This window comes from Streptomyces sp. NPDC014006, assembly GCF_043088925.1.
GTDB lineage: Bacteria > Actinomycetota > Actinomycetes > Streptomycetales > Streptomycetaceae > Streptomyces.
The window spans coordinates 328082-340461 of the sequence record NZ_JBICAJ010000006.1 but is presented as its reverse complement, the minus strand read 5'-3'; the positions used below and the strand labels follow the sequence as shown (position 1 = coordinate 340461).

Here is a 12380-nt window from a genome sequence, read left to right as displayed (position 1 = left end):
TCGGCAAGGCTTGCACCACACTCATGTTCGACGTCGCTGTCTTCGGTTCTCTCTTTCTGACCCTTTTTGTCATCATGGATCCCCCTGGGATCACCCCGATCTTCATCGCGCTGACCGGCGGCCGCCCCGCACGGGTGCAGAAGCGGATGGCGCTGCAGGCCGTCTGCGTGGCCGGCGGCGTGATCACCGTCTTCGGTCTGCTCGGCCACCAGATCCTGAACTATCTGCATGTCTCCGTGCCCGCGCTGATGATCGCGGGCGGGCTGCTCCTGCTGCTCATCGCCCTCGACCTGCTCACCGGCAAGACTGACGAGCCCAAGCAGACCAAGGACGTCAATGTCGCCCTGGTCCCGCTGGGCATGCCGCTGCTCGCCGGGCCCGGCGCGATCGTGTCGGTCATCCTGGCCGTGCAGAAGGCCGGCAGCGTCTCCTCGCAGGTGTCGGTCTGGGCGGCGATCCTCGCGATCCACGTCGTGCTGTGGCTGGTGATGCGTTACTCGCTGCTGATCATCAAGGTCATCAAGGACGGCGGCGTGGTCCTGGTGACCCGGCTCGCCGGCATGATGCTCTCCGCGATCGCGGTGCAGCAGATCATCAACGGCGTCACCCAGGTGATCCGGGGCGGCTGATCCGCCCGTACACGCAGCAGGGCCCCGCGCGGCGATGTGCCGTGCGGGGCCCTGAAGCTTCTGGTGGGGGAGCCGCCCTGTTATGAGGCCGTGGTGTCGGCCGGGCGGATCCACAGGCGCTGCCCGATGGCGGCGGCCTGCTGAACGATCCTGTTGACGGAGGCGGCGTCCACGACAGTCGTGTCCACGGGCGTACCGTCGACGTCGTCGAGTCGCATGATTTCGAAGCGCATGGTGGCTTCCCCCTTCGTCTGGTCATCCTCCTGGGGAGAACTACTCATCAGTGGACCACTGAGCGTCGGTGCCCGCGATCCGTACGTCTTAGTCAACCCGCCGCATGTTACGAACATTCCCTACGCTAAAGAAATTTTTCGAACGACTAATTACTGACGAGTAAGACGTCGGGCGCGGGACCGAACGGGACCGGTTGTGTCCACAGCGTGACCAACAGGACAATGGAGACGATGAACGACGACCCGGCGGCGCTGGCCGCCCGCATCGACCGCACGAACGAGCTGCTCCAGCGCATGCTCGCCGAGGTGGCCAAGACGCCCTCCACCCACGCGATCTTCGTCGACGCGGGCTACCTCTACGCGGCCGCCGGTCGCCTGGTCGCCGGCACCGAGGACCGCCGCGCCTTCGATCTCGACGCCGAGGGTCTCATCGAGGCGCTCATCGACCGCGCCCGCAACGTCTTCGCCGACAGCCGTCTGCTGCGCGTCTACTGGTACGACGGCGCCCGGCGCCGTATCCACACCGCCGAACAGCAGTGCATCGCGGAACTGCCCGACGTCAAGGTCCGCCTGGGCAACCTCAACGCCAACAACCAGCAGAAGGGCGTCGATTCGCTGATCCGCTCCGACCTGGAGTCCCTCGCCCGGCACCGCGCCATCAGCGACGCGGCCCTGCTCGGCGGTGACGAGGACCTGGTCTCGGCGGTCGAGGCGGCCCAGGGCTACGGCGCCCGGGTGCACCTGTGGGGCATCGAGGCACCCGAGGGCCGCAACCAGGCGGAACCGCTGCTGTGGGAGGTCGACAGCCAGCGCACCCTCGACCTCGACTTCTTCAAGCCGTACGTCTCCCGGCGCACCGCCGCCACTTACGAAGGCGCGCAGGCCAACCGGCCCACGCGCGAGGACGTCCGCTTCGTCGGTGCGCAGATCGCGGCGAAGTGGTTCGCGGCGCGGGGACGCGAGGCCCTGGTGGAGCTGCTGCCCGGGCACCCCTATCTGCCGGGCTCGGTCGACCAGGACCTGCTCGTCGAGGCCGAGGGCCTGCTCCAGTACTCCCTGCGCGGCCAGGCGGACCTGCGGCGCGCACTGCGGGACGGGTTCTGGGAGCACCTGCGGACGCAGTACTAGCCGCTCACGCCGGGACGGTGTCCCAGAAGTCGGCGAGCGCCCGGGCCGTCGCCTGCGGCTGGTCGGCGTTGGGAGAGTGCTCGGCGCCCTCGATGACCGTGCGGCGCGCGTCCAGGCGTACGGCCATGTCGTCCAGCAGCGGCACCGGCCAGGTGTCGTCGTGGGCACCGGACAGCACGTGGAGCGGCAGCGGGAGAGCGGCCAGTTCCGCCACCCGGTCCGGCTCGGCGCACAACTGCCGTCCCGTGGCGAGCAGTTGCGCCGGACGGGTGTTCAGCCAGCGCTGCCGCAGCTGCTCCGGGCTCACCGGTCCGCGGGCCGCGCCGCCGACCTCCTCCGGCGGGCCCATCGTCTGCATGACGTCCCACACCTCGGCCATCGTCATCACCGCGAGCGCGTCCCGCAGCAGCTTCACCCGCTGCTCCTGCGAGACGGAGATCTGCGCCGGCCCCGAGGACATCAGCGTGAAGGACCGAAACGGCGTGTGGTCGAGCAGCACGGCCGCCCGGCACAGCTGACCGCCGAGCGAGTGCCCGAACAGATGCACCGGCTCCCCGAGGGCCGCCGCCTGCGCCAGCACGTCCCGCGCCAACTCGCCCTGGGCATACGGCGACTCGTCGTCCGCGGGGCCGTCGGACTCGTTCTGCCCGCGTCCGTCCACGGCGACCGTCCGGTACCCGCGCTCGGCCAGCGGCTCGTGCAGCAGCGCGAAGTCCTCCTTGCTGCCGGTGTATCCGGGCACCAGCAGCGCGATGCCCCGCTGGGCGACGCCGGGTGACACCGGCATGTCCACCACCGCGAACTCCCCACGCGCGGTGCGCAGACGGTGGGCGCGGGCGCCGGGGGGCGGAGTGAAGGGGGAGGGGGTTGCTGCGTTTTCGGGCGCGGTGCGATCGGTCACGAGCCGAAGGGTATCGGGCGGCCCTAAGGGCAACGGGCGGGCCTGGGGGGCCGGGAGACGCGCACACGCCGACGGCCCGGCCCACGCGGAGGTGGGACGGGCCGTCGGATGCGCTTGCCGGGGCGCGGATCAGCCGTCGGCCGGCTCCGTGGCGCTCGCGGCGACCTTACGGGTGCGGCGGGTCTTCGGCTTGGCCTCCGCCGTCACCTCCGCCTCCGGCTCCGCGGTGGCCTTGCTCGCCGCGGTCTTGCGGGTGCGGCGGACCTTGTGCTTGGTCTCGGTGGCTTCGGCCATGTCGGCGGCGGCCTCGGCTGCCGTCTCCGTCGCAGTCGTGGCCGCGGTCTTACGGGTGCGGCGGGCCGTCTTCGGCTTGGCGTCGGTGTCCGGCTCGGCGGTGGCCTGGGCCGGGATCTCGGCGGTCGCCTGGGCGGTCGCTTCGGTGGCCTTGCTCGCCGCCGTCTTGCGGGTGCGGCGGACCTTGGGCTCGGCCTCCGTGCCCTCGGCCGTGTCCACAGCCGCCTCGGCGGTCGCCGTGGCCTTGCGGGTGCGGCGCGGCTTGGCCTCGGCGGTCTCCGCCGTCACCTCCGCCTCCGGCTCCGCGGTGGCCTTGCTCGCCGCGGTCTTGCGGGTGCGGCGCGCCTTGGGCTTGGTCTCGGTGGCTTCGGCCGTGTCGACGGCTGCCTCGGCTGCCGTATCGGTCGCAGTCGTGGCCGCGGTCTTGCGGGTGCGGCGGGCCGTCTTCGGCTTGGCGTCGGTGTCCGGCTCGGCGGTGGCCTGGGCCGGGATCTCGGCGGTCGCCTGGGCGGTCGCTTCGGTGGCCTTGCTCGCCGCGGTCTTGCGGGTGCGGCGCGCCTTGGGCTTGGTCTCGGTGGCCTCGGCGGTGTCGATGGCCGCCACGGCTGCCTCAGTGGCTGCCTCGGCGGTCTTGCTCGCCGCGGTCTTGCGGGTGCGGCGGGTCTTCGGCTTCGCCTCGGTCGCCTCGGCGGCTTCCGCGGTCTCGGCGGTCACCTCGGTCGCCGGGGCGGCGTCCTCGGTGCTCACCGTCGCCTTGCGGGTGCGGCGGGTCTTCGGCTTGGCCTCGGCGGTCTCCGCCGTGTCCACGGCTGCCTCGGCGGCCGTCTCCGTCGCAGCCGCCGCCTTACGGGTACGGCGGCGCGGCGCGGCGGCAGGGGCCTCGGTGACCTCGGCCTGCTCCGGGACCGACGGGGCCGTCGGCTCGGACGCCGGCGTGACCTCGGCCGGAGCCGTGGCCGCATCCGCAGGCTTACGGGTGCGGCGGCGGCGCGACTTCGCCTGGGTCTCGGGCGCGTCGAGCGCCGTGCCCTCCGACGCCGTGACCGCGGCCTCCGCGGCCGGGGCGCTCTCCGTCGTCGCGGCGGCGGTGGCGGTCTGGACCGCCGGAGCGGCCGTGGAACCGCCGCGCGTGCGGCGACGGCGGCGCAGGACGCGCTGCCCGCCCTCGGCGCCCTCGGCGGTCGCGGTCGCCTCGGCGGCGGCCGGAGCCGTCTGCTCGGCGCCCGCCTCCAGCGGCGACCCGCTGCGGGTACGGCGGCGACGGCGCGGCGTACGGCTGCGCTCGCGCTCCGCCTCCCGGTCGTGGGAACGGGACTCGTCGCGGCGCTCGCTGCGGCCACCGCGGCCGCGGCCACCCCGGCCGCCCGGCTCGCCCAGGTCCTCGAGCTCCTCGGCGTTCAGGCCGGCGCGGGTGCGCTCGGAACGCGGCAGGGTGCCCTTCGTACCCGCGGGGATGCCGAGGTCGGAGAACAGGTGCGGGGAGCTCGAGTACGTCTCCACCGGGTCGTTGAAGTCCAGCTCCAGCGCCTTGTTGATCAGCTGCCAGCGCGGGATGTCGTCCCAGTCGACGAACGTGATCGCCGTACCCTTGGCGCCCGCGCGACCGGTGCGGCCGACGCGGTGCAGGTACGTCTTCTCGTCCTCGGGGGACTGGTAGTTGATGACGTGCGTGACGCCCTCGACGTCGATGCCGCGCGCGGCGACGTCGGTGCAGACGAGGACGTCGACCTTGCCGTTGCGGAAGGCGCGCAGCGCCTGCTCACGGGCGCCCTGGCCGAGGTCGCCGTGGACCGCGCCGGCCGCGAAGCCGCGGCGCTGGAGCTGCTCGGCGATGTCGGCGGCGGTGCGCTTGGTCCGGCAGAAGATCATCGCCAGCCCGCGGCCCTCGGCCTGCAGGATGCGGGCGACCATCTCCGGCTTGTCCATGGAGTGCGCGCGGTAGATGAACTGCTTGATGTTCGCGACCGTCACGCCCTCGTCGTCCGGCGCGGTGGCGCGGATGTGGACGGGCTGGGACATGTAACGGCGCGCGAGACCGATGACCGCGCCCGGCATCGTCGCCGAGAACAGCATGGTCTGCCGCTTGGCAGGCAGCATGTTGATGATCTTCTCGACGTCGGGCAGGAAGCCCAGGTCGAGCATCTCGTCGGCCTCGTCGAGGACGAGGGACTTGATGTGCTTCAGGTCCAGCTTCTTCTGGCCCGCGAGGTCGAGCAGGCGGCCCGGGGTGCCGACGACCACGTCGACGCCCTTCTTCAGCGCCTCGACCTGCGGCTCGTACGCGCGGCCGCCGTAGATCGCCAGCACACGCACGTTACGGGCCTTGCCCGCCGTCAGCAGGTCGTTGGTGACCTGCGTGCACAGCTCGCGCGTGGGGACGACGACGAGCGCCTGGGGAGCCTCGGTGAGCGCCTCGGGGGCGGCCCGGCCGGCCTCGACGTCCGCGGGGACGACCACGCGCTCGAGGAGCGGAAGGCCGAAGCCGAGGGTTTTGCCCGTGCCGGTCTTGGCCTGGCCGATGACATCCGTGCCCGAGAGGGCGACGGGGAGGGTCATCTCCTGAATGGGGAAGGGGGTGATGATGCCGACGGCCTCCAGGGCCTCGGCGGTCTCGGGGAGGATCCCGAGCTCTCGGAACGTCGTAGTCAGGGTGCTGCCTCTTCTGTGTGCGCGGTGCGAGGCGAGCGCGGGGGTCGTGTCGGACCGTGCCGGGGACGTCGGCCGCCTTACGGAAAGCCGGACGGGCAAGCCGTAGTGCACGGGACCTCTGCCGACGCTCGAGCGCTCGTACCGCTGAGGGTGTCCCCCTCCGGGGCCGTACGCGTCCTGCCGTACGGTCGGGGAGGGCTGTCGGGTCGGAGCCGATCGGGCCACCGACCGGGCATCCTCATACGTGCGGCCCGTCGAGACACTACGTCGGAACACGACCGAGTATTCGGCAGGCGCATTACCACCATACCCCGGATCGGCGCACACGCGATGGCCGATTCGGTCACGTTGTGGTCGTCACATCCGTCCGGCGGAGACCGGCACAGCCGCCGCCCCTGTGGTGACCAGCCCTTCCGTCGTGCGGAGAGCGGGCTATTGTGCGCTGCATGACGAGCTCTGACAAGCCTGACCACGCCTCCGACGCACCTACGGCAGTCGCCGCCCAGGACTGGGCGACGGCCTCCGCCGAACCGCAGTACCGGGCCGCCGTCGTGGACCTGCTCGGCGCGCTCGCCTACGGCGAGCTGGCGGCGTTCGAGCGCTTGGCGGAGGACGCCAAGCTCGCGCCTACGCTGGCGGACAAGGCGGAACTGGCGAAGATGGCGTCGGCCGAGTTCCACCACTTCGAGCGGCTGCGCGACCGGCTCACCGAGATCGGCGAGGACCCGACGCTGGCGATGGAGCCGTTCGTCGCCGCGCTCGACGGGTTCCACCGGCAGACCGCGCCCTCGGACTGGCTGGAGGGCCTGGTCAAGGCGTACGTCGGCGACTCCATCGCCAGCGACTTCTACCGGGAGGTCGCGGCCCGCCTGGACTCCGACACGCGCTCGCTGGTGCTGGCCGTGCTGGACGACACGGGCCACGCCGGGTTCGCCGTGGACCGGGTGCGCGCGGCGATCGACGCCGATCCGCGCGTGGGCGGGCGCCTGGCGCTGTGGGCGCGGCGGCTGATGGGCGAGGCGCTGTCGCAGTCGCAGCGGGTGGTGGCCAACCGGGACGCGCTGTCCACGATGCTCGTGGGGGGTGTCGCGGACGGGTTCGACCTCGCGGAGGTCGGCAGGATGTTCTCGCGGATCACCGAGGCGCACACCAAGCGGATGGCTGCGCTGGGCCTCGCGGCCTGAGCAGGGTTCGCTCCGTGGGGTGATTGCGGGAGGTGCGCGGCTGCGGGCCCGTTGTGGCTGGTCGCGCAGTTCCCCGCGCTTCTTCCCCTCCGGCTACGCCGTCGCTGATCGACGGAGGCGGCCTGCGGGGCGCAGGAGCAGGGAGAGGGACGCCGCCGAGACGATGGCCGCGCCGATCAGGCTGGGCAGTGCGCTGCCGGTGCCGAGGGCGCTGTGGGTGACGAAGTCGCCGAAGAGGGCGCCGGCGGCGCCCGTCGCGAGGACCAGCGCGCGGTTCGGCAGCCGGTGCGACAGGCGGTGCAGCGCGGCCCACGCCAGGACCAGACCGATCACTGCCGAACCGAGCGCTTCGAAGATCATCGCGGGTCCCTCCCAGACGACCGGACATTGCACCGAAGGTGACACCCACCCGGTACCAAGGTCGTAGCCCGTCATACCCGTGACCTGCGGAATCCAATCCTCGACTGTGGAGCCGCCGTGCTCCGTCCGTGAAGCCCGTGAAGTCCCCGTAGAGCACCCGCAGGGAAAGCGGGAGGAAACGCAGGAGGAGACGCCGGAGGGGGCCGGCGGTGTCGAACCGTCGGCCCCCTCACGTCACGCCTCCGCAGTGCAGCGTCCCTACAGCGCGCCGAAACCCACCTTGCGGGGGGCGGGCTCGCCGATCTCGATGTAGGCGATGCGGTCGGCCGGGACCAGGATCTTGCGGCCGTGCTCGTCCTTGAGGCTCAGCAGCTGCGACTTGCCGGCCAGCGCCTCGGCCACCGCCTGCTCGACCTCCTCGGCGCTCTGACCGCTCTCCAGAACGATCTCGCGGGGCGCGTGCTGCACGCCGATCTTGACCTCCACGGCTATGTCCCTCCGACGGTCAGTGAAGTGCGCGACCTTCCGCGCCGTACCCAGCACACATTAGCCCGGTGAGGGGACCCGCACGCTCCGCGCCGGGCACGCCAACAGCGAACAGCCGACGGGAACAAACTCCCGTCGGCTGTCGCGGTCCCCATAGGGGGGTGTGTCAGTGGTGCTGCTCGGTGCCGTGCAGCGGGAAGCCGGCGATGCCGCGCCAGGCCAGCGACGCCAGCAGCTGCACCGCCTGGTCGCGCGGCACGCTGCGGTCGCTGTGCAGCCAGGAGCGGGCCACCACCTGCGCGAGGCCGCCGAGGCCGGAGGCCAGCAGCATCGACTCCGCACGCGAGAGACCGGTGTCCTCGGCGATGACGTCGCAGATCGCCTCGGCGCACTCGTTCGTGACCTTGTCGACGCGCTCGCGCACCGCGGGTTCGTTCGTCAGATCCGACTCGAAGACCAGGCGGAACGCGCCGCCGTCGTCCTCCACGTACGCGAAGTAGGCGTCCATCGTCGCCCGTACGCGCTGCTTGTTGTCGGTCGTCGAGGCGAGCGCGTTGCGTACGGACTGGATCAGCGACTCGCAGTGCTGGTCCAGCAGCGCGAGGTAGAGGTCGAGCTTGCCCGGGAAGTGCTGGTAGAGCACCGGTTTGCTGACACCGGCGCGCTCGGCGATGTCGTCCATCGCGGCGGCGTGATAGCCCTGCGCCACGAAGACTTCCTGCGCGGCGCCCAGCAGCTGGTTCCGTCGGGCACGGCGCGGCAGGCGCGTACCCCGCGGGCGTACCGCCTCTGTCTGCTCGATGGCTGTCACGCCGCCTCCCAAAGTCGTCCACATGCGGTGTGCGCCGCGCCGCCATCGTACTTTTCGGTAACCCGGGTGTGCGCGGTGCGAGCGCAGAATTTCACGGACCGGACGGTGACGAAAGTCGGGTAAAGGGTTTCAAACCTGATCCGAGCGGGCAAAAAATGGCCTCTCTCCAGCTCAGCGGGGTGCCAGGAGGTCAGCGGTAGTCGTCCTCGTCGAGCGAGACGACGCGCGCCTGCTCGACCAGGTCGGCCTCGTTCGCCCGGGCGGGGTCCACGCCGGTCAGCGGATCGTCGCGATCGGGCGCGACGTCGGCGTGCTGCTCGGCGGCGTCCGCGTCGGGCGCCTCCACGTCGAACTCCGCGGCACCCTCCTCCTCGATCTCCTCGAACGTCTCGGGGTCGGTGGGGTCGACGGCCATGGACGGGCTCCCTTCCTTCGAATGTCCCTGAAGAAGCAGGGGGTCCCACTCGGGTGCCCTGTCCTGAGCGTAGGAGACACCCGATGCGGACGCCATGCTGTCGCGGCTGTACGCGCGTGCGAATGGGGCGGATGCCGTACGCCCGTGTGCGTGCCCGGCGCGTGCCGGCCGTACGCGCGCCTACGTGGCCGACGTGTCCCGGTCCTACGCCCGCGACGGCCGTGTGCCCCTCGGGGTTCCGGCGACCCCTGTGATGGCGAACACGTGAACCAATGCGTGATCGTCTCGTAACATTGCCGCATGTCTTCGACCGAGCTGCCGTCCGTGCCGCCCACCGACCTGGCCCCGAAGGCGGCGCCCGTCAAGGTCGCGGAGGGCGAGCGGCTGACATCGGTCGGACTGCCCGGCATGACTCTCACCGTGCGCTCGCGGCCCGCCGCACGTGAGGGACTGCCGCCCGCGCTGTACGTCCACGGACTCGCCGGTTCCTCGCAGAACTGGTCGTCGCTCATGGCCGAGCTGGACGGCGTCGTGGACAGCGAGGCCGTGGACCTGCCGGGGTTCGGCGACTCGCCACCGCCGGACGACGGCAACTACTCCATCAGCGGGCACGCGCGTGCGGTGATCCGCTACCTCGACTCCTCCGGGCGCGGACCGGTCCACCTGTTCGGCAACTCCCTCGGCGGGGCCGTCGCCACGCGCGTGGCCGCCCTGCGCCCCGACCTCGTGCGCACCCTGACGCTCGTCTCCCCCGCGCTGCCGGAGCTGCGCATCCAGCGCTCCGCCGTACCGACCGGGCTGCTGGCCGTGCCCGGCGTGGCCGCGCTGTTCACGCGGCTGACCCGCGACTGGACGGCCGAGCAGCGCGTCCGCGGCTCCATGGCCCTGTGCTACGGCGACCCCTCGCGCGTGTCACCGGAGGCGTTCCGGCACGCCGTGGAGGAGCTGGAGCGGCGCATGCGGCTGCCGTACTTCTGGGACGCCATGGCGCGCTCCGCGCGCGGGGTCGTCGACGCCTACACACTGGGCGGCCAGCACGGGCTGTGGCGCCAGGCCGCCCGCGTCCTCGCGCCCACCCTGCTCGTCTACGGCGGCCGTGACCGGCTCGTCGGCTTCCGCATGGCCCAGAAGGCGGCGCGCACCTTCCGTGACGCCCGCCTGCTGACGCTGCCGGAGGCCGGCCATGTGGCGATGATGGAGTATCCCCGGGCCGTGGCCACGGGGTTCCGTGAGCTGCTGACCGACGTGGAGAGGGCCGCTTCCGGCTCCGCCGCCATGTCCCTGTCCGCATCCGAGTCCGCGAGCCAGGGGAGCTGAGGCGCGACGTGGGACGCCACAGCAGGCGGGGGCCCGCGCCCAAAAAGGCGCCTGGCGACACCACGGGGGCGGCGGGGGCGAGGCGTGCGGAAACGCCGGCTCCACAGCCGCCGACACCGGGGGCGGGGGAGGACACGGGGGACTACGCCAGGGGTCCGGCAAGGTCCGGGGCGCCTGGCGGGTCTGGCCGGCCTGGCGGGTCTGGCGGGTCCTGGGCCGGTCCCGGCTCCGCCCATGGCTTGCCGGCGCCGGGTGCGCCGATGCCTGCGCCTGGTGCCCGGATGCCCGGTGCGCGGATGCCGGGTGGGCGGATGCAGGGCATGTCTGCGCCGGGTGCGCCTGCGCAGGGTGGGGGGAGGCCGGCTGAGGGGACGCCTGCGCACGGTGTGCCCCGGTTTCCCGGCGGCACTCCCGCGCACGGCGTCCCCCGCGTGCGGGGTGGCCATCCCGAGCAGCGCGAATCCGGCGGTGGCTGGGGTGAGTTGGCCGGACCCGGTGGAGCAGGGCGGGCGCGCCCTGCGGGGCCGCAGGTCGCCGATGTTCCCCTGCCGCGGCAGCGGAAGGCCTCGCCGGCCGGCCCCCGTCAGGACTATCTCGACGCCTTCGAGGGCTACGAGGGCGACGGCCGCGGTCCCCGCGACGTCGGCGGCGAGGCCGGCGGCGGCCGAGGGGGCCGCGGCCCCCGCGACGATGTCCTCGTCCGCCCCCGGACCGCCCCTGACCGGCCCGCCGGCCCCTCCGCCGCGGCCGGGGCCGACTCCGCCGTCGCCCCGCCCGGTGCCCGCACACCGGACGCGGGTCTCGCCGCCGACGATCAGCCCGACGGTGCGAAGGGCGGCAAGAGCGGCAAGAGCGGCAAGGGCCGCACGTTCACCGGCATCGCGGCCGCCGCCGTCACCACCGTGCTCGCGGTCGTCGTGGCGGGGCAGGTCGCCGGTGGCCAGGGGGACGGCGTACACGCGCAGTCGGCCACCGACCAGGCGCGTGACGCCCGTGACTCCGCCTCGCGCGGCGACGGCCGGCCGAGCGCGGCGGCGCCGGTCGCCCCGCTGACGTACGAGCAGAAGATGGCGCGGAAGTACCCGCTCGGCGCCACCCTCAAGGGCCCGGGGGCCTTCGAGGCGGTGCCCGGCACCGACAAGGCGCCCGGCAAGGGGCAGAAGTACACCTACCGCGTGGACGTGGAGCAGGGCCTCGGTCTCGACGGCGCGCTGTTCGCCGAGGCCGTGCAGAAGACGCTCAACGACCCCCGCAGCTGGGCGCACGGCGGCGCGCGCACCTTCGAGCGCGTCTCCTCCGGCAAGCCCGACTTCGTCATCACGCTCGCCAGCCCCGGCACCACCGCCGCCTGGTGCGCCAAGTCGGGCCTGGACACCACCGAGGACAACGTCTCCTGCGACTCGGCTGCCACCGAGCGCGTGATGATCAACGCCTACCGGTGGGCGCAGGGTTCCCCGACGTACGGCGCGCAGATCCACGCCTACCGGCAGATGCTGATCAACCACGAGGTGGGCCACCGCCTCGGTCACGGCCACGTCACCTGCGACAAGGACGGCGAACTCGCCCCGGTCATGCAGCAGCAGACCAAGTTCCTGGACCACGACGGCATCCATTGCCGGCCCAACCCCTGGCCGTACCCGGGCCGATGACGGCCTCCTGACGACAGGCCCGCCCGCCGCCCCCGAACCGGGACGCGGCGGCGCTCGGCACCGGCGTGCTGGATGACGTTTCGCAACCGCCTGATCTCTTAGCGCGATCGAACGCGGCCCGCACGGGAAAGTTACTCCCGTTCACCCCTTTTGGTGGGGGGGGGGGGCCCCCCCCCCCCCCCCCCCCCCCCGGGCCGGCCGGGGGGCCCCCCCCCCCCCCCCCCCCCCCCCCCCCCCCCCCCCCCCCCCCCCCCCCCCCCCCCCCCCCCCCCCCCCCCCACCTGAAACAACCCCCACGGGCCCACAGGGGCCCACCAAACTCCC

Annotated in this window: 12 protein-coding genes; 5 read left to right on the top strand and 7 right to left on the bottom strand. The window is 72.7% G+C overall.

The genetic code is table 11. The annotated features are described in order from the left end of the window. Nucleotides 1–23: 23 nt before the first annotated feature. The gene (locus ACF1GV_RS22450) at nt 24–629 is read left to right on the top strand and encodes a MarC family protein (RefSeq protein ID WP_363262674.1); all 606 of its coding nucleotides are present in this window, start codon (nt 24–26) and stop codon (nt 627–629) included. An 80-nt stretch (nt 630–709) separates the two neighbouring features. Here the strand turns inward: ACF1GV_RS22450 and ACF1GV_RS22445 are convergent, their stop codons facing one another. After that, nucleotides 710–862 (bottom strand): hypothetical protein, encoded by a 153-nt coding sequence (locus ACF1GV_RS22445; protein ID WP_155060754.1) that lies wholly within the window; start codon nt 860–862, stop codon nt 710–712. A gap of 222 nt (nt 863–1084) precedes the next feature. On the opposite strand from ACF1GV_RS22445, the gene ACF1GV_RS22440 reads away from it, so the two are divergent. Next, nucleotides 1085–1990: an NYN domain-containing protein gene (locus ACF1GV_RS22440; protein ID WP_391684043.1), complete on the top strand. Its 906-nt coding sequence runs from the start codon at nt 1085–1087 to the stop codon at nt 1988–1990. Between the two features lie 4 nt (nt 1991–1994). Here ACF1GV_RS22440 and ACF1GV_RS22435 read toward each other — a convergent pair whose 3' ends face one another. Together ACF1GV_RS22435 and ACF1GV_RS22430 are read right to left on the bottom strand one after the other, a co-directional pair. After that, on the bottom strand, nt 1995–2891 hold the full coding sequence (locus ACF1GV_RS22435) for an alpha/beta fold hydrolase (RefSeq protein ID WP_391683595.1): 897 nt from the start codon (nt 2889–2891) through the stop codon (nt 1995–1997). A gap of 129 nt (nt 2892–3020) precedes the next feature. Continuing rightward, nucleotides 3021–5741, bottom strand: a complete 2721-nt coding sequence (locus tag ACF1GV_RS22430) for a DEAD/DEAH box helicase (protein WP_391683593.1) — start codon at nt 5739–5741, stop codon at nt 3021–3023. Between the two features lie 539 nt (nt 5742–6280). Here ACF1GV_RS22430 and ACF1GV_RS22425 point away from each other — a divergent pair. Continuing rightward, nucleotides 6281–7018: a ferritin-like fold-containing protein gene (locus ACF1GV_RS22425; protein WP_391683591.1), complete on the top strand. Its 738-nt coding sequence runs from the start codon at nt 6281–6283 to the stop codon at nt 7016–7018. A 93-nt stretch (nt 7019–7111) separates the two neighbouring features. On the opposite strand, the gene ACF1GV_RS22420 is transcribed toward ACF1GV_RS22425, so the two are convergent. From ACF1GV_RS22420 to ACF1GV_RS22405, 4 genes are all read right to left on the bottom strand, one after another. Continuing rightward, nucleotides 7112–7378, bottom strand: coding sequence for a hypothetical protein (locus tag ACF1GV_RS22420; protein WP_363262669.1), 267 nt, complete (start codon nt 7376–7378; stop codon nt 7112–7114). A 258-nt stretch (nt 7379–7636) separates the two neighbouring features. Beyond that, the gene (locus ACF1GV_RS22415) at nt 7637–7864 is read right to left on the bottom strand and encodes a DUF3107 domain-containing protein (protein ID WP_363262668.1); all 228 of its coding nucleotides are present in this window, start codon (nt 7862–7864) and stop codon (nt 7637–7639) included. 166 nt (nt 7865–8030) lie between these two features. Beyond that, nucleotides 8031–8675 carry a TetR/AcrR family transcriptional regulator gene (locus ACF1GV_RS22410; RefSeq protein WP_363262667.1) on the bottom strand — a complete coding sequence of 215 codons (645 nt, stop codon included), beginning with the start codon at nt 8673–8675 and terminating at the stop codon, nt 8031–8033. A gap of 190 nt (nt 8676–8865) precedes the next feature. Further along, nucleotides 8866–9090 (bottom strand): hypothetical protein, encoded by a 225-nt coding sequence (locus ACF1GV_RS22405; protein WP_361631287.1) that lies wholly within the window; start codon nt 9088–9090, stop codon nt 8866–8868. A gap of 300 nt (nt 9091–9390) precedes the next feature. Here ACF1GV_RS22405 and ACF1GV_RS22400 point away from each other — a divergent pair, with 300 nt between their 5' ends. Further along, a complete protein-coding gene (locus ACF1GV_RS22400) occupies nt 9391–10407 on the top strand; it encodes an alpha/beta fold hydrolase (RefSeq protein WP_391683587.1) in 1017 nt (338 codons plus the stop codon). An 8-nt stretch (nt 10408–10415) separates the two neighbouring features. After that, a complete protein-coding gene (locus tag ACF1GV_RS22395; RefSeq protein WP_391683585.1) occupies nt 10416–12056 on the top strand; it encodes a DUF3152 domain-containing protein in 1641 nt (546 codons plus the stop codon). The last annotated feature ends 324 nt before the right edge of the window (nt 12057–12380 follow it).